We start from the raw sequence: 19,807 nt of genomic DNA, 5'->3' as shown, positions 1-19,807 counted from the left end.
GGTGTCGACATGAACACGAAGCTGCATTCACCACGCTCACGAGCTTTGGGCATGCACCTGGTGCTGATGGTGGTGACCGGTTTGCTGGCCAGCCAGCTGCTGGTTGCCAGTCAGCCATTGTCGACGCCCGCGCCTGCTGAGCAATCCACTTCCGAAACCGCTGTCGTTGAAGACGCCACTCCATGGGGTGGCGACTATTTCCCCAACACCCTGCTGACCGACCAGGACGGTCACCAGATGCGTTTCTTCGATGACATGATCAAAGGCAAGGTGGTGGTGATCAACTTCATCTTCACCTCGTGCAGCGACTCCTGCCCCCTGGAAACCGCGCGCCTGCGCCAGGTGCAGAAACTGCTGGGAGATCGGGTCGGCAAGGACATTTTCTTTTACTCCATCAGCATCGACCCCTTGAGCGATACCCCCGAAGTGCTCAAGGCCTATGCGCAACGCTTCCAGGTCGGGCCCGGGTGGAAATTCCTCACCGGGGAGTTCGCCGACGTCACCGAACTGCGCAAGAAACTGGGGCTGTTCATCGAAGGCGTCGATAACGGACGCAACAAGGACCACAACCTGAGCCTGATCGTCGGCAACCAGGAAACGGGCCGCTGGATGAAAGCCTCGCCGTTCGAAAACCCTTGGATTCTGGCCGACCAGTTGGCCAATACCTTACAGAACTGGAAGCAACCCAGTGTGGAAGAAAGCTACGTCAACGCACCGGAAATCCGCCCGCCAAGCAATGGCGAAGAGCTGTTCCGCACCCGCTGTGCGTCTTGCCACAGCCTCGGCCCGCTGGACGGACAGGGCATCGGCCTGCGCAGCATCGGCCCGGACCTGATCGGCGTGACCCGTCAGCGCGATCCGGAGTGGCTCAACCGCTGGATCCGCGAACCGGATCGCATGCTCGCGGAAAAGGACCCGATTGCGATGGAGCTGTTCGAACGCTACAACCGGATTTCGATGCCCAACCTTCGGCTGGACCAGAAGTCCGCCCAGTCCATCATCGAATTCCTGCAAGAAGAAACCGATCGCCAACATCCACCGGTGGCGCCGTTGGTCAGCGGTAACGAAGAGCCCGAGCATCATCACGCAGTCGAACAGCCGGACATACCCCCGGTGCAATAGTGTCGAAATAGTTACGTGGGCCAGTCAATTGCTATCAATGTTACCTACACTGACTTGATACACGGCTGGACAGGCTCGATTTCAAGGACTAAGGAAACAGCCATGCAGATACTAGAACAAGAAAAAGTACCTGCGCCGCAGGCTCCGGCAGCACCGCGCAAGGGTTGGCGGCCGCAGTTCAACTTACTGCGCTGGTTCTCTCTGGCAAGTTTTTTCATCATTGCCGCGGTGGCGCTGGGGCTGGGTTACATCTCAACGCGCTTTGTGGTCGATGAAAGCATCGAGCGCGATTCGATGCTGACCGCACAGTTCATCCAGGCCATCGGCGAGGCCGAAATTCGCCATGCCGGGATTACACCGAGCAGAACCATGGGCGAAATGCTCGACCCGCGCCTGGACCACGCCTATGCCGATGTCAGCCCCCAATCCCGGGCCGCCGCGCGCGCGGAGTTTCTCGACCATGTGGAGCATCTGCCGGACATCCTGCTGGCGACGGTATACGCCCAGGACCGCACCGTGGTCTGGTCGACCAACGCCGAGTTGATCGGCGCGCGCATCGAAAACGACGATGAGCTGGACGAATCCTTCGATATGCAGTCGCCGGTGTCCACCAGCTACCACGAGATCGATGAGCAGCGTCCCGAGCAGCGTCTGCTGCACGAACCGGAATACCTGTTCGTCGAGAACTACATTCCGATGTTCAACGCCGACAAAAGCAAAGTGATTGCCATGGTGGAGATCTACAAGGAACCGGTGGACCTGGTGGGGCGCATCCAGCGTGGCTTCAAGGCGATCTGGCTGGCGACCCTGATTGGAGGGGCGGCGATCTACCTGGGGCTGTTCTGGATTGTGCGGCGTGCGGCGATACTGTTGCAGAGCCAGCAAAAACAGCTGATCGCCAACGAAACCTTTGTCGCCCTGGGGGAAATGTCCTCGGCGGTGGCCCACAGCTTGCGCAATCCGCTGGCGAACATCCGTTCCAGCGCCGAACTGGCCCAGGACATCGCCAGCCAGCCCGCGCAGAAAAACATAGGCGACATCATCAATCAGGTCGATCGCATGTCGCGTTGGGTCCGTGAGTTGCTGGTGTCGTTGCGGCCGATGAATGACGACTTTGAAACGGTCGACCTGGTGCTGTCCCTCGAAGACACCTTGAGTGCCTTTGAGCCCTTGATCAAGCGTTCGAACGTCGAAGTGCGTTTCCCTTCTGTCAGCGCGCCACCGGTCGTCAGCCACCAGGTGCTACTCACACAAATACTCAATAGCCTGTTTGCTAATGCACTGGAAGCCATGCCCAAGGGCGGCGTGCTGACGATCGAGGTCGATTCCTCGGTGCCCGGCTACCTGAGCATGATCCTGACCGATACCGGCAAGGGCATGTCCAAACAACAGCAGCAAATGGTCTTCAAGCCGTTTTTTACCACCAAGCAAGGCGGATTGGGTGTGGGCCTGGCCTTGGTCAAAAGAATAATGGAGCGTTTTGACGGCTCGGTCGAACTGACCAGCCGGGAGCAGGAAGGAACCCGCGTTTGTCTCAATTTCAAAGTGGCAACGGGAGGGGTATATGGAGCACAGCATTCTGCTGGTCGAGGATGACGAAATCCTTGCCGAGAATATTCAGACTTACCTGGAGCGCAAAGACTTCGAGGTGACCGTCTGCCACTCGGCGGAAGATGCACTGGAGCAACTGGGTTCTTTCGCGCCTGACGTGGTACTGACCGACAACTCGTTGCCGGGCATGAGTGGTCACGACCTGATCCAGAAGCTGCGCGTCAGCGCACCGGATCTGAAAGTGATCATGATGACCGGCTACGGCAATGTCGAAGACGCCGTGGTAGCGATGAAAGAGGGCGCCTTTCACTACGTCACCAAACCGGTGGCCCTGCCCGAACTCAAGCTGTTGCTGGACAAGGCCCTGGCCACCGACCGAATGGAGCGCACACTGTCGTTTTATCAGGAGCGCGAGGCCCAGAAGTCGGGGGTGCAGGCACTGATTGGCGAGTCCGCACCGATGGTGTACCTCAAGGGCACCATCAGCCAGTTGCTCGACGCCGAACGGCGGATGGCCAACAGCGATCTGCCGCCGGTGCTGGTGGAAGGCGAGACGGGCACCGGCAAGGAACTGGTGGCCCGGGCCCTGCATTTCGATGGCCCGCGCAGCAAGGGCCCGTTCATTGAATTCAACTGCGCGTCGATCCCTTCCAATCTGGTGGAATCGGAACTGTTCGGCCACGAGAAGGGCGCCTTCACCGACGCCAAGGACCGTCGCATGGGGCTGGTGGAAGCGGCCGATGGCGGCACGCTGTTCCTCGATGAAATCGGTGAAATGGACCTGCTGTTGCAAGCCAAGCTGCTCAAACTGCTGGAAGACCGCACCATTCGCCGGGTCGGTTCGGTGAAGGAGCGCAAGGTCGATCTGCGGGTGATCAGCGCCACCAACTGCAATCTCGAACAAATGGTCCAGCAAGGCAAATTCCGCCGCGACCTGTTTTTCCGCCTGCGTATCATTTCGATCAAGGTGCCGCGCCTGTATGCCCGTGGCGCCGATATTCTGCTGCTGGCCCGGCACTTCCTGGCAAGCCACGGCAAACGCTACGGCAAGCCGAACCTGTATTTCAGCAACCAGGCCGAAGAGTTACTGCTCAGCTACAGCTGGCCGGGCAACGTACGCGAATTGCGCAACATGCTGGAGCAAACCGTGTTGCTGGCGCAAAGCGACACCATCGCCGCCCATCAGTTGAACGTCTGCCTGAGCCTGGTGGATGAGCCACCGATGTTTCATCAAGAGCCGCAACATTTCAGCGAGTCGCGTCCGTCCTACAACAACGGCAACGAATCCATGAACCTGCCGGAAGTGGAGCGCGACATGGTGCGCAAGATGCTCGACAAGACCGACTGGAACGTCACCAAATCGGCACGCCTGCTGGGTCTTAGTCGCGACATGTTGCGCTACCGGATCGAAAAGCTTGGCCTCGCCCGTCCAGACAAACGCCAGTGGTAAGGTTCACTGCAATACCGGACCTTCCCTCAGGCAGGACAGCATGCAACCGGGATTCTCGACTTCCTGGTTCACGTAGACGCCACGCTCCGGATCGTAGGAGCGGATAAACACCCGCACCGTGGCGTCGGCTACGGTTGGCAGGCGCGAGTCGGAGAACACGTGCTCGCTTGAAACCGGAATGAAGTCCCCGGGGGCGGTCGGGATGTACGAACCCGGTGGCACAGTGCTCATTGACTGTGGCACGGGGTGGGCGAAGGGTTGGTCGGCCCCGTAGTAGTTGAATTCACTGTTGTAGTTGGTGGTGGGCATGTCGTCGGCGTGGACGACAGGGGGCGCGCTCAGGCTGACGGCGAGCACAAGCATCAGGTCGGTTTTTTTCATGACAGCACCTGCTAAATCGGTTTAACCACATATCCCCAAGGTCATTAACTATAGCTGCCGCTGTGGGCCGCCGACGGCGTTGGGCGGATTACAACTTCGCAACATCTGTCAGGATCACGTTGATCTAGACTCCGGCCGGTCAAATCGACCACCGAACCCTGGAGCGTGCAATGGAACTGCCGACAAAAGAACAAGCCATCGCCAGTAACCGCGAGGCCTGGAATGACTCCGCTCGTCATCACAAAAACTCCTGCGAATGGCAAGCCTTGCTGGAGGGCGTGGTACACGCGGATTTTTCCTGCCTGGATGACACCCTGACCGCTTTGCTGACCCAGACCGGTGTCGACGGCAAGGAGGTGGTGCAACTGGGCTGCAACAACGGCCGCGAAAGTCTGTCGCTGTTTGCCCTGGGGGCGCGCAGCGTCGTGGGCGTCGACCAGTCCGGCGCGTTTCTCGAGCAGGCACGGGAACTGGCGTCCCGCTCGCCCCATGCGCCGCAATTCATCGAAGCGGACATTCACCACTTGCCTGCGCAACTGCAGGAGCGCTTCGACCTGGCGCTGATCACCATCGGCGTGCTGAACTGGATGCCGGACATCGGCGAATTCTTCCGCCATGTGGCGCGCACGCTGAAGCCGGGTGGCGCGCTGGTGGTGTACGAAACCCACCCGTTCCTGGAAATGTTCGACCCCGAGGCAGCCGATCCCTTTCGCCTGGCCAGTTCATACTTCCGTCGCGAACCCTTCGTGCAGCACGAACCGATCGTCTACGAGGGCAAGATCGAACAACCGGCCGCGCCGTCCTACTGGTTCGGCCACACACTGGGCGACCTCTTCAGCGCCGCCATTGCGGCAGGGCTGCAGATCCGTCACTTCAAGGAATACCCGCACTCCAACCGCGAAGAACTCTATGACGGCTATCAACAGCAAGTGGCGCAGTTGCCGTTGTGTTTTACGTGGGTGGTGGTGAAGGGCTGAGTGATGTGTTGCTCTGACTGACGCCTTCGCGAGCAAGCCCGCTCCTACAGGACGGCCTGTGCGCGGTGGGGCGTAGCCTCGCCAGCGGCGCTATAGGCCACCCGCGGCACACCCGGCAAACGCTGTTGCAGCAACGCACTCAAGGACTCTCCAGGTTCCAGATAGGCATCGCCGAAGTCGGCGCCGAGCTGGTTCGGGTGGGCGACGATTTCCAGCAGTCCGTCAGGTGGTGGCTCGGCGTTGCGCAGATCCACCGGGGTGCACACGTAGTCGGCGGTGGCGCCGGCCAGGTTGCTCAGGCGACGGTTGAGCAGGTCCTTGAACAGGCGCTTGGGCAGACTGAGGTTTTGTTCCAGATTGCGCGCCAGGCGCACTGGCACCCCCTGGCGGGCGGCGAAGCGCGCGACGATCTCGCCGATTGGCCAGATGTTGTGCACGTGTTGATGGGAGTCCAGGTGACTGGGACGCAAGCCGTTGTCCAGGCAGCGCTGCCACTGGGCTTCGAGCTCTTCGAGCACGGCGTGGCGATCCCGGCGCCGGAGCCAGAGGCGGGTGCGGGACAGGTTGAGGTCGAACACGCCGGCACCGTCGCAGAAGGTCGGGCGTTGCACAATGCTCTGGCTCAATGGACGGCCATAGGTCAGGTTGAAGTGCAGGCCGATGCGGCCTTCGAGCAATGGATGCCGGGCCAGGACGCAGGCCGGTTTGAACGCCGGCATGTTGGCCATGGCGGTGGCGGAGCTGATGAGCCCGGCCTGGAAAGCGCCCAGGATCACCGCGTTTTCGCAGGCACTGAGACCAAAATCGTCAGCGTTGACTATCACTTGCCGAGGCATGTTCACCCTCCTGTTGTTTTTCCGTAGGCGCAGGTGTTTTGACAGCAGGTGTCGGGACTGCGGCCGCCGCGCGCCGGGCGCGCCATCGCTGCAATCCGGGTTTGAAGCGATGCCATCCATCGACGTCCGCCCCGTGACAACCGCTGTCAGGATTCTGGACACCCAAACCACTCATCATTTGTAGCTGGAAAATGGGGGGACGCAAAAAACCAGGGCACCCGTGGCGCACGAGGGTGGTGTTCTATTGACCTTGTCGGGTTCGCCAGGCGCCCGGTGCACACCCCAGCCAACGCAGGCATGCGCGGTTTAAGCTTTGCACATCGCTGTAGCCGAGGCGGTCGGAAATCTCTACCAGCTCCAGGTCTGTGCCCTGCAAAAAATCTTCGGCGCGGTAGCGGCGGTATTCGTCGAGCAACTCGGAAAAACTCCAGCCCAATGCCTTCAAGCGTCGGGCTGCGGTGCGCTCGAGCAAATGCTGGGTGGTACAGAATTGCTGCCAGTTGGCTTCGGCGAGGTCGACGATCAAATGGTCGCAGACTTGCTCCAGCAAGGTCGGTTCGCTGTTGCGTCGGGTCTGCTCCAGCAGTTCGACCAACGTCTGTTCAAGCTCATGATTGCCCGGCGTCAACGGGATGACGAACAGCTGTGGATCGAGGCGAATCGAGTGCTGCGCCTGCCCCCATTGCACCGGTGCGCGAAAGGCTTGTGCATGTTCCTGCGGGTTGACCGTGCAAGCACCGGCCAGCCCGACGCCCAGAATCGGATCACGCTCCAGGCCGCTGGCGAGAAACTTGCGCCGCAGCATGCTGCACAGGCTGATGAGGATGTAATCGGTGGTTGCCGCGCTGGTTTTCACGCTGCCGCGGTCGAGCAAACGCAATTCGACGCTGTCGTCGCCGCGCACGATCCGGGCCTGGAAGTGGCCGTTGAAAAATGGAAAGAAGCGCACGAAATACTGGCAGGCGCTGTCCAGTGAGTCGGCCACGTCGAACAGGTACGTCAGGCCATTGGTGGCGGTAGAAACGAAACGCCGGCCGGCCGCCAGGCCGATCAACGGGTCGCCGGTCTGTTCCAGGGCAAACGCCCAGAAGCGCCGTGACATGAACAGCGGAATGCGCATGAATGGCGTGCGCAACTCGAACAGGCTGCGACGAAAAAGGCCTTCGATGCGTTCGCGGTCCACGCCGCGGGCCAGCAACTCTTCGATGGCCGGCAGCAGGGTCGGTGCGTAGAACGCATTGGGTATTGAGGGGGCGTGCAGCGGCTGATCGCTTTTTGTCATGTAGGGCTCACAGCGTGTTCCGGAACACTGGTTAGGCTGCCCGACGTTAAGCGATTTGCCGGAGCAAGACCATGCTTGATTTACGCCAGCTCGATTTGAACCTGTTGCTCGCCTTCGATGCGATTTACCAGCAGCGCAGCGTGACGCGTGCCGCCGAGGTGATGTGCCTGTCGCAACCGGCCATGAGCAATGCGTTGCGTCGCCTGCGCGATTTGTGTGGCGACCCGCTGTTCATCAAGAGTCGCCTGGGCGTGACGCCGACATTGGTCGCCCATCGCCTGGCCGATTACGTACGTGCCGCGCTTGAGTCATTGCGCGACGGCTTGCGCATGATTCCTGCCGCGCGGCAGAACAATCCGCTGCTGCGCATCAGTTGTCTGGATTGCCTGCAACCGGTGCTGCTCGATGCCTTGCTCGAATCACCCCACGCCGATTGGCAGGTGCGTTATTTCCAGCCCCGGCGCCGTGACGCCTTGCAGGACCTGGCCAGCGGCAAGCTGGATATCCTGATCGACCTCGACCAGCCTCTGGCCGGGCTTGCCGGCCTGCACAAACAGGCACTGCCCGCCGACCATTACGTGTTCGCCTATGGCGCCGCGCTCAAGGAACCGCCGCGCACCCTGCAGGCGTATCTGGAGCAGCCGCAGATTCAGGTGTCGAGCCGTCGCGACGGGCTCAGCCCCGTGGACTTGCAGCTTGGCTTGAAAGGCCTGCGCCGCACTGTGGCGATGAGCACCCAGAGCACCCTGGCCGCGAAGCTGATCGCCGACCGCCAGCCGTTCGGCATCAGCTTGCCAAGCCGGGTCGCCAATGTGCTGGGCCTGCAACACGTGCCGCTGCCCCTGGACGAACCGGTGGAATTGAAACTGGCGCTGTACATCGAGTCGCGCTATCGCTTCGAGCGCAGCCGCGAGGAAGCGATGCATTGCCTGCTGCGCGCCCTCGGTGAGCCCCGGGCGTTGCAGGCGCTGGCGCGGCGGGCGTGATTTGAATGTGACACCAAACCTCTGTAGGAGCGAGCTTGCTCGCGATGGTATATCAGTCGACACCGCGGTGAATGACACTCCATCGCGAGCAAGCTCGCTCCTACAGTGGGGGCGGTGGTTGTTCGACTAATTCGACGCCAGCAAGCGCTGGTCAACCGTCAGCACGGCCTCGACCATCGCCAGCGCGGCGGGTGTCAGGGAGTGCCCGGCGCGGCTGACGATACCGTAGTGCAATTGCAGGCCGGGATCGTCCTTGGGCACATCGGCAAATTCCAGCAGGCGGATCAGGCCCTGGTCGACCAGTTCGGCCAAGGCCTCCATGGTGGCGATACCCACCGCGTCGGAGCGCATCACCACGCGGCGGATGGCATCGAATTGCGCGCACTCGACGCTCGGATTGAAGTCCGTTTCACCCTGCACATCGGCGAGGATCTTGCGGATCATCGGCGGTATTCGTGTGCCGACCACCGCGTAGTCGAGCAGGGCGCGCAGGGACAGGTTCTTGCGCTGCATCAGGGGATGATCGACACGGCAAAAGAATCGCCCGCGCCGGGGGCGCAACAGCTGTACCTGATATTGCGGGTCGCCGGTGAAGTACCGCGCGTCGGCCACGAGGAATTCGATCTGCTGTTCACGAAGCCAGACCGCCAGTTGCTCCCAGTCGCCCTGGTGGAAACTGATGCGGATCGCCGGATGGGCCTGGATGAATTCCGCCAGCGCCTCGGGCACTAGCACCTGGGCTGGGTACGGGCCGCAACCGAAGTGCAACTCGCCACCGGTGAGGCCGTTGTATTGGGTCAATTCGTTGTGCAAGGCCTGGCTGCCGGCGAGCAGGCGCCGGGCATGTTGCAGCACCAGTTCGCCCTGGCCGGTCAGGCGGAATTCGCGGCTGCTGCGTTCCACCAGCACGCAGTCGAGGTCGCGCTCCAGGGTCTGGATGCTGCGACTGAAGGCCGGTTGACTGAGATTGATCGCCTCGGCGGCACGGCCGAAGTTGCGGTAGTCGGCCAGGGCGACGAGGTGGCGGAGTTGTCGTAGGTCCATCATGCGTCTCCTGCATTTGGTGGATGATTTTAATGCATTGGATCGATAGCACAGAGGCTGGCATAAGTACACGCCTGTCTTCTCGCCGTAACTTGCCATGACCAGCCAACCCTTCATTTCCAGCGCCTTCACCCGCACCATTCTCAGCCATGCGCGGCAGTCCGGCCTGTGCCAGGAGCAACTGCTGCAACGGGCGGGGATTTGCCTGTCATTGCTCGAAGGGCAGGACCTGCACGTGCCCGCGCACCTGGTCGAACGTTTGTGGCATGAGTGCGAACGTGCGGGCGCGGGGGTGTCGTTTGGCTGCGAACTGGTCAACGGCATGGCGACCACCACGCTGCGAGGGTTGAACATTCTGCTGGACTCCGCCGCGACCCTGCGGGCGAGCCTGGCGTGCTTCACCGAGTTCATGCCACGGGTGACCAACTGTGTGGTGGCGGAACTGGAGGAGGGGGGCGGGCAGGCTCGGTTGCATTTGCGCAGTGTTGGCCAGCAGACGCATTTTTTTGGCCTTGATGCGGCAACCCTGACGTTGGTGCGCAACATTGCCCGACGATTGGGGCGAGCGCCGGCCGAGGTGTTTGTCGCTGTTCACCTGACGCCGCAGCAGGCTGCCGGGCAGTGGTTGCGCAGTGTGGGTGTCGAGGTGCAAAGCGGTGGGCATCCTTGTCTGACCTTGCCTTCGTCCAGTCTTGATGAACCGCTATTGGGGGCCAATGGGTTTTTGCATCAGAGCATGTTGCGGCACTGGCAGACGGCAGCGGTGCAACATGCTCGCAGTGACAGTCTGGAGATGGCGCGGCACTGGTTGACCGCGGGGGATCAGCCGATTGAGCGGATTGCCGAGCGGTTGGGGTATCGGCAGCCGAGTAATTTTATTCGGGCGTTTCGTAAGCAGTTCGGGATTACGCCTAAGCAGTTTCGTCTGGGGTTGTAAGGTGTGTACATATCCGTTTCTGCGGTAACGGCGGCTGGCGGTTTCTCCCTTACGGCGAGTCCCTTTTGGGAACGCGCCAAAAGGAACCAAAAGGTCTCACCGGGTATGACTCACCCACATAGGTCACAAAACAGTTCAAGCACATAGGTAACAGTCTTTAACTGGCACTGGCCTCTTCGCGGCAAGCCCGCTCCCACAGGTGACAGGTCAAAATCCGCTGCTTTCAACGAATAAAGTGAATCTTCCCGCTGTCGTCATTGCCCATGTAGATGCCATAAACCCCAGCCTGCCGTTCCTCGATATAACGCTCAAGAATCTGCCGGATCGCCGGGTAGTAGATGCTCTCCCAAGGGATATCCTCGGGCGCGAAGAATTTGTAGTCGAGGGTTTCCGGGCCGTACTGGCCGGTGATCTCCAGCGCAATGGCGCGGAAGATGATGTACACCTCGCTGATCTTGGGCACGCTGAAAATCGAATAGGGCGAGACGATTTCCGCACGCACGCCGCTTTCTTCCCAGACCTCGCGCAAGGCCGCCTGTTCGGTGGTCTCGCCGCTTTCCATGAAGCCCGCCGGCAGGGTCCAGGTGCCGGGGCGCGGCGGAATCGCGCGCTGGCACAACAGGTACTTGCCGTCCTGCTCGATGATGCAGCCGGCAATGATCTTCGGATTGACGTAGTGGATGTAGCCGCAGCCGCGGCACATCAGGCGCTCGTGCGTATCGCCCGGCGGCAGCTGTGACCTAAGGTCTGCGCTGCCGCACTTGGGGCAAAAGCTCGGGCTGAACATCTCAGCGACCTATGCGCGGTTCTTTCAGCGCGATGGGCAGGGTGATCGCCGGGATGTCGCCGGTTTCTTCCTGTTTGCGCTTGAGGTAGTCCAGGGCCACGGCAGCGGCGGCACGCACGTGGTCGACGCAAGCCTGGTGGGCGGCCAGCGGATCACCGCCCTTGATCGCCTCGACCATGCGTTCCATTTCCTGGTTACTGGCGCCGCGACGGTTTTCCTGGGACACCGAAGTCGCACGCAGGTAACTGATGCGTGCCTGCAACTGGCGCAGCTGGGTGGCCGCGACATGGTTGCCCGAGCCTTCGAGCAACACGTCGTAGAAGCCTTGCACCGAGTCGATGACCTGTTGCAATTCGCCGTCTTTGAGCGCCTTGCGGTTTTCTTCCAGGGCTTTTTCCAGGGCCTTGATGTCCTTGGCCTTGGCGCGCAGGGTAAACAGTTGAACGATCAGCCCTTCGAGTACGCAGCGCAGCTCATAGATGTCCACGGCATCGGCCAGGGTGATGATCGCGACACGCGGGCCCTTGGCGTCGGCGAATTCCACCAGGCCTTCGGATTCCAGGTGACGCAAGGCTTCGCGCACGGAAGTACGGCTGACGCCCAGGCGATCGCACAGATCGCGTTCGACCAGACGGTCTCCCGGCAGAAGCTGGAAGTTCATGATGGCGCTTCGCAGTTTATCCAGCACGATTTCGCGCAGGGTAACGGGGTTGCGATTGACCTTGAAGCTGTCGTCGAGTGGCAGGCGTTTCATGGGGTCCGCTCTGATTGTGGCTGTCCATGCAAAAAGAGCACTTCGATTACGGGAATCTGGGTGCCCGGTCAGATCAAACAGCCAAGGGTTAACTGGAGGCCTCGGCATCGGCTTCGGCGAAGGCTTCACGGGCGAGCCGGAAACTGTCTACGGCAGCGGGGACACCGCAATAAATGCCGACCTGAAGCAATATTTCGCGTATTTGCTCACGACTCAGGCCGTTACGCAAGGCGCCGCGCACATGCAGCTTGAGTTCATGGGGGCGGTTGAGGGCCGAGATCATCGCCAGGTTGATCATGCTGCGTTCCTTGAGCGACAAACCCTCACGGCCCCAGACATGACCCCAGCAATACTCGGTGACCATCTCTTGCAGCGGCCGGGTGAAGTCGTCTGCGTTTTCGATGGAGCGGTTGACGTAGGCTTCGCCCAGCACCTGGGTGCGGATCTTCAGGCCTTTTTCGTATTTTTCGTTGCTCATTTTGATGCTCTCCCGTGGGACACGGATCTCAATGCTGTTCTGTAGGAGCCGGCTTGCCGGCGATAGCGCCCTTGAGCACGCCATCGCCGGCAAGCCGGCTCCTACAGGTTGAATGCGCGGTTCAGAGGCCGCCCATCAAGGTGTATTTGAGTTCCAGGTAATCCTCGATGCCGTACTTCGACCCTTCACGGCCCAGCCCCGAGGACTTGATGCCGCCGAACGGCGCGACTTCGGTGGAAATCAGCCCTTCGTTGATCCCGACCATGCCGTATTCCAGCGCCTCGCTCATGCGCCAGGCGCGGCCCAGGTCGCGGGTGTAGCAGTAGGCGGCCAGGCCGAATTCGGTGTCGTTGGCCATCTCGACGGCCTGGGCCTCGGTGTCGAAGCGGAACACAGCGGCCAGTGGGCCAAAGGTTTCATCCCGGGCGACTTTCATCTGCGTGGTGACGCCGATGAGCACGGTCGGCTGGAAGAAGCCGTTGCCCAATGCATGGCGCTCACCGCCGCACAGCAGTTGTGCGCCGTGTTCCAGCGCGTCTTGCACGTGGTCTTCGACCTTGGCCACGGCACGCTCGTTGATCAGCGGTCCTTGGGTGACGCCATCTTCGAAACCGCTGCCGACCTTGAACTGTGAAACCCGTTCGGCCAGTCGCGAGACAAAGGCGTCGTGGATGCCGGCCTGGACCAGGAAGCGGTTGACGCAGACACAGGTCTGCCCGGCGTTGCGGAATTTGGCGATCAGCGCGCCGTCTACTGCGCGCTCCAGATCGGCGTCGTCGAAAACAATGAACGGCGCGTTGCCGCCCAGTTCCAGCGAGACTTTTTTCAGGGTCGGCGCGCACTGGGCCATCAGCAGTTTGCCGATGGCGGTGGAGCCGGTGAACGACAATTTGCGCACTTGCGGGCTGGCGGTCAGCTCGCCACCGATGGCAATGGCGTCACCGGTGATCACGTTGAATATCCCGGCGGGAATGCCGGCCTGTTCCGCCAGTGCCGCCATGGCCAGTGCCGAGAACGGCGTTTCCGGGGCTGGTTTGACGATGCACGGGCAACCGGCGGCCAACGCCGGGCCGGCCTTGCGGGTGATCATCGCCGCCGGGAAGTTCCACGGCGTGATGGCCGCGACGACGCCAATCGGCTCCTTGCTGACCACGATGCGCGCATCGCCCTTGTGGCTGGGAATGGTGTCGCCGTAGATGCGCTTGGCCTCTTCGGCGAACCACTCGATGAAGCTCGCGGCGTAAAGGATTTCACCCTTGGCTTCAGCCAGTGGCTTGCCTTGTTCGAGGGTGAGGATTTGTGCCAGGGCGTCGGCGTTTTCCAGCATCAACGCATGCCAGCGCTTGAGCGTATTGCTGCGTTCCTTGGCGGTCAGTGCGCGCCAGGCCGGCCAGGCCTTGTTGGCGGCGTCGATGGCCAGGCGCGCGTGTTCGGCGCCGAGGTTCGGCACTCGGCCGATGAGTTCACCGGTGGCCGGGTTGAAGATGTCCTGATAGGCGCCATCCGGCGCGTCCAGCCATTGACCGTTGATGTAGGCTTGCTGGCGGAACAGTAACGAGGCTGCTGGGCTCATGCCGGCTCCTGGAAAAGTTATAGGTGGCTGCTGTGCTACCTGTAGGAGCGAGCTTGCTCGCGATGAACTTCAAGGCGGCGCTTGTTTCCAGGCAGCACGCGTTATCGTTCACGACCATCGCGAGCAAGCTCGCTCCTACAGGAAGCAATGCATCAGGCCAGTGTGGGCAGCGGCCCCAGCTTGCCCTTGTGGTAGATCATCGGTGTGACCGGTTGCGCGGGCAGGATCAGGTTCTTCACCGCGCCGACGATGATCGCGTGATCACCGCCGTCGTATTCGCGCCACAGTTCGCACTCGATGATCGCCGTGGCCTTGGCCAGGATCGGGTTGCCCAGTTCGCTCAGGTGCCACTCGATGCCTTTGGCCTTGTCCTTGCCTTTACCGGCGAAGGCATAGGCTTCGGCGGTCTGCTCGGCGGACAGCAGGTGAATCGCGAACTGCTTGCTGTCGCGCAGCACCGGGTAGGTGTCGGAGCCATAATTGGGGCAGAACAGCACCAGTGCCGGGTCGATCGACAGCGCACTGAAGGCACTGGCGGTGATGCCGACGATGCCGCCTTCCGGGTCCAGGGTGGTGACCACCGTGACCCCGGACGGGAACGAACTCATCACGTCTTTGTAAATGCCGGGTTCGATCATTTTCCAGGACTCCTAGCGCATCACGAAGGGATCAGGCATCGGTGCCTGGGAGAGGTTAATCCACACCGTTTTCAGCTCGGTGTAGGCCAGCACCGAATCGATGCCGCTTTCGCGTCCATAGCCGCTGTTCTTGAAGCCGCCGATCGGCGCCATGGCCGAGACCGCGCGGTAGGTGTTGACCCAGATGATCCCCGAACGCACGTCCCGGGCCAGGCGGTGGGCACGGCCCAGGTCGCGAGTCCAGATGCCGGCGGCGAGGCCGAACTGCGAGTCGTTGGCAATCGCCAGGGCTTCGGCTTCGTCCTTGAAACGGATGACCGAGGCCACCGGACCAAAGACTTCTTCCTGCATGATTTTCATCGAGTTACGGTCGCACTCGAACAGGGTCGGCTCGTAGAACCAGCCATCGCCCACGTTCTCTGGACGCTTGCCACCCAGGCGCAAACGCGCGCCTTCGGCAATAGCGTCGGCCACCAGGCCTTCGACCACGGCCAGTTGCTGCGCGGTGGCCATCGGGCCCATCTCGCTGCTGTCGTCCTGCGGGTTGCCGATGCGGATGCGCTGGGCGCGTTCCACCAGACGGCCGACGAATTCATCATAGATTTCGTCTTGCACCAGCAAGCGCGAACCGGAGACGCAGCTCTGCCCGGAGGCGGCATAGATCCCGGCGATGGCGCCGTTGATCGCGCTGTCGAGGTCGGCGTCGGCGAAGATGATGTTCGGCGATTTGCCCCCCAGTTCCAGCGACAACTTGGCGAAGTTTTCCGCGCTGCTGCGCACCACATGCCGCGCCGTCGCCGCACCGCCGGTGAAGGCGATCTTGCGGATTAACGGATGGCGGGTGAGGGCGGCACCGGTACTCGGGCCGTAACCGGTGACGACGTTGACCACGCCCGGTGGAATCCCGGCTTCCAGCGCCAGGCGCGCCAGTTCGAGGATGGTCGCCGAGGCGTGTTCCGACGGCTTGATCACGATGGTGTTACCCGCGGCAAGCGCCGGGGCCAGTTTGATCGCGGTCAGGTACAGCGGGCTGTTCCACGGAATGATCGCGGCGACCACGCCCATGGCTTCGTGCACGGTGTAGGCAAACAGGTCCGGCTTGTCCAGCGGCAGGGTGCCGCCTTCGAGCTTGTCGGCCAGGCCTGCGGTGTAGTGGAAGAACTCCGGCAGATAGCCGACCTGGCCACGGGTTTCGCGGATCAGCTTACCGTTGTCGCGGCTTTCCAGCTGCGCCAGTTGTTCCTTGTTTTCGGCGATCAGGTCGCCCAGGCGTCGCAGCAGTTTGCCGCGAGCGGTGGCGGTCAAACCGCGCCAGGCCGGGCTGTCGAAAGCCGTCTGCGCAGCCTGCACGGCGCGCTCGACATCGGCTTCGTCGGCATCGGGCAGTTCGGCCCAAGGCTCGGCCAGCGCCGGGTTGAGGCTTTCGAAGGTCTTGCCGGACAGGGCATCGACCCATTCACCGCCGATGCACATCTGGAAGCGTGCGAGTGTCATGCAACGATCCCCTTGATCTGGTTTTGTTTGGCGTGCGCGGCCTGCAGAAACTCCAGCAACAGCTGGTTGACCAGGCGCGGCGATTCTACGGGCATCATATGCCGTTGCTCGGCGAGGACGGCAACGGTCGCGCCGGGAATGCGTTCGGCCAGTTGCTGGGCCATTTCCGGGGTTGAGCCGGGGTCCAGTTCGCCGGTGGCAATCAGCGTCGGCACCCGGATGCTGGCCAGGTCGTCGACGCGGTACATGTCCTGGGTGGCGAACAGTTCATAGGTGGTTAGGTAACCCTGAGGGTCATTGCCGGCCAGGGTCTGGCGAATCGCGGCGATCTGCGCCGGGTTCGCGGCCTGGTATTCACGGCTGAACCAGCGCGACAGCGCCGCTTCGGCATTGGCATCCGGCCCGTGTTCGGCAGCCTGACTGGTGCGGGCGATGACCCCGGCGCGCTGTTCGGCGCTGCGGTTGAATACGCTGTTGAGCACCACCAGGCCTTCCAGGCGTTGCGCGTAGTGCAGGGCAAAGGCCCGCGCTACGAGCCCGCCCATGGAAAAGCCGATCACCGTTGCCTTGGGCAATTGCAGGTGGTCGAGCAGCTCCAGCAACTGGTCGGCATAGCCGAGCAGCGGCGTGCCGCTCTCCGGCCGCGGACTGGCGCCATGGCCGAGCATGTCGTAGGCGATGACGCGATAGTTCGTGGCCAGGCCAACGATCTGGCCGCCCCACATTTCTTTGTTCAGGCCCACGCCGTGGATCAAGACCACGGGCTGGCCTTGGCCGGTCGCCAGGTAACTGGTACCAGCCGGGGTGAGTTCAGCGGTGAGCCGAATCATGGAGCGCTCCTGCAATGCCTTCTTGTTGTCGTTCTGCTGGCCGGTTACTGGGCTTTTTCGGCGGCCAGTTCTTCCAGGTCGATGTAGCGGTTGCCGATGCGCGGGTGCAGGCGGCCGCCGTCGGCGCAACCCAGGACCACGACGATTTCGTCGGCACGCGGTGCGTCTTCGATCTGCATTTCCAGGGTGATGTAGTGCGAACGCAGGCCTTCGTCGTCCTTGTGCATCATCGGGATCTGGATCGAAGTGCCCGGGCCGCCGCGCTTGTTGGTGAAGCTCAGGTAGCTCTTGGCCTTGACCGCTTCGCGGTAGTGGTTGCCGAAGCGCAGGGTGTGGATCACCGCCGAAGCGTGCTCGATTTCGCCATCGGCACCGACCACCGCAGCCTTGCCGTAAGCCTCGATTTTCTCGGCACCGCCAATGATGCCCACCAGCCGCTCAACCATCAGTGCACCGAGGTCGGAGCAATTGGCGCGGATCTGTGGTTTCAGGTCTTCGACGAAACCGTTGCCCAGCCAGGGGTTCTTCATCACCACGGCGAGACCGACCATGGTCACGGGCTTATCGGTGGCTTTGCCGCCTTCAATAAAGGTTTCTTCGACATAGCTGACGATCTTGCGGATTTCGAAACTCATGAGCTGCTCCGTAGAGGTTTGGGTGTCTGTGCGTCTGATGGTATACCATAATACCGGAAGCACAAGTCCCTTGAACGGAGTTTCTGGCTGGATGGCATGCAAAAGTGTGCGTCGCGGGCAGCAGCGGATAAACGGCGGGCACAGGATTGCGCGGGACACAGGCCCGGCAAGCGCAGAGAAAGGCAACATTAAAAAAGGAGGGGCAGCGGTGAAGCGGTGTCAACAGTCCGTGAGGACGCTTTTTTTGCCTGCAACTCAATGATTAACCTGCAGGGAAAGATTGTTACATCGGTTAGACCGTTTATTTCTTTCCGTTATTTATATAGATGCAATCTGCATATCCATAACCGAATAATTCGCGTCATGTTTTTTACCTTGTCTGTGATCGAATCGGATCGTTCGTCACAGCAGAAATAATCGTCCTGCCTGCCTCGTTAAGCCTGTCCCGACATCCATTTTGGCTGTTTGATCGTCAGCTTGTCGCGCTCTGCCGATTCCCTAGAATCCGCCTCCATCAGCTTCGTCCAACTATCCAGTCCTTCAGGGAGCAACACCATGATGAATGCCATGCAGATGCAAATGCCGATGAACGCCAACATGCCAATGATGTCGATGATGGGCATGCCGATGATGATGGCGACCATGGCCTGCGAAATGATGGACGACGGCATGATGTGCAAGATGATGCCGGCCGCTGGGATGGACATGGCCATGTTCAGGAACAGCGCTGAAATGATGCAGTTGATGATGAACTGCGGCATGCCGATGATGATGCACTGCGGCAACATGAGCATGATGTGCATGTCCCCGGCGAGCATGGCCATGCCGATGATGAACATGATGATGTCGATGCCGGTGATGGGCATGCCGATGCCGTCGATGAAGTGCGTGATGGAATGCACGCTCATGGCGGACTGCATGATGTGCAAAATCATGCCGATGGCCGGCATGAACATGGACATGATGAAAAACTGCTGTGCCCTGATGATGAAAATGATGAACGACTGCAGCATGCCGATGATGATGAGCTGCAACGGCATGCCGCTGATGTGCTGCACCTGCTGATCCCTGCACTGTACCTGTAGGAGCGAGCTCGCTCGCGATGGACGTCAACGATGACGCGGGTTTTCTAAAAAAACGCGTCAGCCTTGAGCCCATCGCGAGCGAGCTCGCTCCTACAGTGGGTTTCAGTCCAGACGTTCGGGGTAGGTCACCACCAGATAAGCCACGGCTTCACTGTCGGCGGGGTTGCGATAGCGGTGGGGCTGGTCGGCATAAAACAGGATCGAGTCCCCCGTGGATAGCAGGTAACGTTCATCGTTGACGCTGATTTCCAGGACACCCTGAGCCACCACCAGGTTTTCCTGGACACCTGGGCCATGGCCCTGCGACTGGTCCTCTCCCAACGCGCTCAGGCGCAGTTCGTAAAATTCCGATTGGCGCGCCACGTCAAAGGGGAACAGGGCGCGGCTGACAAAAGCGCCGTTGGCACTGACCAGGCGTTTGCTCTGGCTCGCCGACAACAGGGCCACGCCTTCGAAGGCCCGATGCTCCAGAAACGCAGCCACCGATACCTTCAAGCCTTTGGCGATTTTGCACAGCACCTTGATGGACGGCACACTGCGCCCCGATTCGATTTGCGCCAGCATGGCGCGGCTCACGCCGCACTGTCGGGCCAGGGCATCAAGGGACAGATGGCGCTTGCTGCGCAGACGTAGCAGGTTTTGTGCGACCCGTTCGCAGATCGGGTCCTCTTCCGGGGCATCCGGATTGTTCAGCTCCAGCACAGTTTCGTCCGCGCTCATCAGAAAGCGCGAGGGTTCGTGCGCGTTCACGCCTGACGTGTCTCGGTAGACCGAGACGCCTGAACCCACTGCAATGCCTGTAATCCGGCGTTGCGTGCGTACATCTCCCACATGGCCCGTGCCCGTTGCTGAGCGTGTTTGCGTTTGCGGTAGCTGGCGAAATCGATGAGGTTGTCAGTCGGATTCATGGGGCACTTCACTGTGGTGATGAATGACGGGATGACTGGAGAGTACGCTTCTATTTTTA

The 19,807-nt window shown here is 61.1% G+C and carries 21 protein-coding genes; 7 read left to right on the top strand and 14 right to left on the bottom strand.

Annotated features, from left to right (window positions below):
- Positions 1 to 9 precede the first annotated feature (9 nt).
- The 3 genes from B0D71_RS27060 to B0D71_RS27050 all read left to right on the top strand — a co-directional run bounded on the left by B0D71_RS27060 (position 10) and on the right by B0D71_RS27050 (position 4,123).
- Entirely contained in the window at positions 10 to 1,122 is a 1,113-nt protein-coding gene (locus tag B0D71_RS27060) for an SCO family protein (RefSeq protein WP_103397485.1), read from the top strand.
- Positions 1,123 to 1,224: 102 nt separating this feature from the next.
- A complete protein-coding gene (locus tag B0D71_RS27055) occupies positions 1,225 to 2,718 on the top strand; it encodes a sensor histidine kinase (protein WP_103397441.1) in 1,494 nt (497 codons plus the stop codon).
- Complete coding sequence (locus tag B0D71_RS27050) at positions 2,687 to 4,123, top strand: sigma-54-dependent transcriptional regulator (protein WP_103397440.1); 1,437 nt, start codon at positions 2,687 to 2,689, stop codon at positions 4,121 to 4,123. The genes B0D71_RS27055 and B0D71_RS27050 overlap by 32 nt, the downstream gene beginning before the upstream one ends.
- A 3-nt stretch (positions 4,124 to 4,126) precedes the next feature.
- On the opposite strand, the gene B0D71_RS27045 is transcribed toward B0D71_RS27050, so the two are convergent.
- Positions 4,127 to 4,504: a hypothetical protein gene (locus B0D71_RS27045; protein WP_103397439.1), complete on the bottom strand. Its 378-nt coding sequence runs from the start codon at positions 4,502 to 4,504 to the stop codon at positions 4,127 to 4,129.
- A 170-nt stretch (positions 4,505 to 4,674) separates the two neighbouring features.
- Here B0D71_RS27045 and B0D71_RS27040 point away from each other — a divergent pair, with 170 nt between their 5' ends.
- Positions 4,675 to 5,481 (top strand): class I SAM-dependent methyltransferase, encoded by an 807-nt coding sequence (locus tag B0D71_RS27040; RefSeq protein ID WP_103397438.1) that lies wholly within the window; start codon positions 4,675 to 4,677, stop codon positions 5,479 to 5,481.
- A 44-nt stretch (positions 5,482 to 5,525) separates the two neighbouring features.
- On the opposite strand, the gene B0D71_RS27035 is transcribed toward B0D71_RS27040, so the two are convergent.
- Both B0D71_RS27035 and B0D71_RS27025 read right to left on the bottom strand, forming a co-directional pair.
- A complete protein-coding gene (locus B0D71_RS27035; protein WP_103397437.1) occupies positions 5,526 to 6,317 on the bottom strand; it encodes a carbohydrate deacetylase in 792 nt (263 codons plus the stop codon).
- Positions 6,318 to 6,558: 241 nt separating this feature from the next.
- Entirely contained in the window at positions 6,559 to 7,599 is a 1,041-nt protein-coding gene (locus B0D71_RS27025; protein ID WP_103397436.1) for an AraC family transcriptional regulator, read from the bottom strand.
- A 71-nt stretch (positions 7,600 to 7,670) separates the two neighbouring features.
- Here B0D71_RS27025 and B0D71_RS27020 point away from each other — a divergent pair, with 71 nt between their 5' ends.
- Positions 7,671 to 8,585, top strand: coding sequence for a LysR family transcriptional regulator (locus B0D71_RS27020; protein WP_103397435.1), 915 nt, complete (start codon positions 7,671 to 7,673; stop codon positions 8,583 to 8,585).
- 126 nt (positions 8,586 to 8,711) lie between these two features.
- Here B0D71_RS27020 and B0D71_RS27015 read toward each other — a convergent pair whose 3' ends face one another.
- Positions 8,712 to 9,632 (bottom strand): LysR family transcriptional regulator, encoded by a 921-nt coding sequence (locus B0D71_RS27015; RefSeq protein ID WP_240635738.1) that lies wholly within the window; start codon positions 9,630 to 9,632, stop codon positions 8,712 to 8,714.
- A 94-nt stretch (positions 9,633 to 9,726) separates the two neighbouring features.
- Between B0D71_RS27015 and B0D71_RS27010 the strand changes: the two genes are divergently transcribed.
- On the top strand, positions 9,727 to 10,566 hold the full coding sequence (locus B0D71_RS27010; protein ID WP_103397433.1) for an AraC family transcriptional regulator: 840 nt from the start codon (positions 9,727 to 9,729) through the stop codon (positions 10,564 to 10,566).
- Positions 10,567 to 10,789: 223 nt separating this feature from the next.
- Here B0D71_RS27010 and B0D71_RS27005 read toward each other — a convergent pair whose 3' ends face one another.
- The 8 genes from B0D71_RS27005 to B0D71_RS26965 form a co-directional block, all read right to left on the bottom strand.
- Positions 10,790 to 11,353: an NUDIX hydrolase gene (locus B0D71_RS27005; protein WP_103397432.1), complete on the bottom strand. Its 564-nt coding sequence runs from the start codon at positions 11,351 to 11,353 to the stop codon at positions 10,790 to 10,792.
- Position 11,354: 1 nt separating this feature from the next.
- Positions 11,355 to 12,107 (bottom strand): GntR family transcriptional regulator, encoded by a 753-nt coding sequence (locus B0D71_RS27000; protein WP_015095667.1) that lies wholly within the window; start codon positions 12,105 to 12,107, stop codon positions 11,355 to 11,357.
- Between the two features lie 88 nt (positions 12,108 to 12,195).
- The gene (locus B0D71_RS26995; RefSeq protein ID WP_008059553.1) at positions 12,196 to 12,585 is read right to left on the bottom strand and encodes a carboxymuconolactone decarboxylase family protein; all 390 of its coding nucleotides are present in this window, start codon (positions 12,583 to 12,585) and stop codon (positions 12,196 to 12,198) included.
- A 121-nt stretch (positions 12,586 to 12,706) separates the two neighbouring features.
- Entirely contained in the window at positions 12,707 to 14,158 is a 1,452-nt protein-coding gene (locus tag B0D71_RS26990) for an NAD-dependent succinate-semialdehyde dehydrogenase (RefSeq protein ID WP_103397431.1), read from the bottom strand.
- Positions 14,159 to 14,310: 152 nt separating this feature from the next.
- The gene (locus tag B0D71_RS26980; RefSeq protein ID WP_103397430.1) at positions 14,311 to 14,796 is read right to left on the bottom strand and encodes a flavin reductase family protein; all 486 of its coding nucleotides are present in this window, start codon (positions 14,794 to 14,796) and stop codon (positions 14,311 to 14,313) included.
- 12 nt (positions 14,797 to 14,808) lie between these two features.
- Positions 14,809 to 16,290, bottom strand: coding sequence for an aldehyde dehydrogenase (locus B0D71_RS26975; protein WP_103397429.1), 1,482 nt, complete (start codon positions 16,288 to 16,290; stop codon positions 14,809 to 14,811).
- Positions 16,287 to 17,120, bottom strand: coding sequence for an alpha/beta fold hydrolase (locus tag B0D71_RS26970; RefSeq protein WP_103397428.1), 834 nt, complete (start codon positions 17,118 to 17,120; stop codon positions 16,287 to 16,289). Before B0D71_RS26970 ends, B0D71_RS26975 begins: the two co-directional genes overlap by 4 nt.
- 44 nt (positions 17,121 to 17,164) lie before the next feature.
- Positions 17,165 to 17,755, bottom strand: coding sequence for an amino acid synthesis family protein (locus B0D71_RS26965; protein ID WP_007978708.1), 591 nt, complete (start codon positions 17,753 to 17,755; stop codon positions 17,165 to 17,167).
- Between the two features lie 555 nt (positions 17,756 to 18,310).
- Between B0D71_RS26965 and B0D71_RS31965 the strand changes: the two genes are divergently transcribed.
- On the top strand, positions 18,311 to 18,820 hold the full coding sequence (locus B0D71_RS31965) for a hypothetical protein (protein ID WP_165798756.1): 510 nt from the start codon (positions 18,311 to 18,313) through the stop codon (positions 18,818 to 18,820).
- A 122-nt stretch (positions 18,821 to 18,942) separates the two neighbouring features.
- Here the strand turns inward: B0D71_RS31965 and B0D71_RS26955 are convergent, their stop codons facing one another.
- Both B0D71_RS26955 and B0D71_RS31520 read right to left on the bottom strand, forming a co-directional pair.
- Entirely contained in the window at positions 18,943 to 19,560 is a 618-nt protein-coding gene (locus B0D71_RS26955) for a helix-turn-helix domain-containing protein (protein WP_165798755.1), read from the bottom strand.
- A 26-nt stretch (positions 19,561 to 19,586) separates the two neighbouring features.
- On the bottom strand, positions 19,587 to 19,748 hold the full coding sequence (locus B0D71_RS31520) for a hypothetical protein (RefSeq protein WP_165798754.1): 162 nt from the start codon (positions 19,746 to 19,748) through the stop codon (positions 19,587 to 19,589).
- Positions 19,749 to 19,807 lie beyond the last annotated feature (59 nt).

This window comes from Pseudomonas laurylsulfativorans, assembly GCF_002906155.1.
Lineage (GTDB): Bacteria > Pseudomonadota > Gammaproteobacteria > Pseudomonadales > Pseudomonadaceae > Aquipseudomonas > Aquipseudomonas laurylsulfativorans.
Note: the sequence above shows the minus strand (reverse complement) of the source record. Positions and strands in the feature narration are given on the sequence as shown.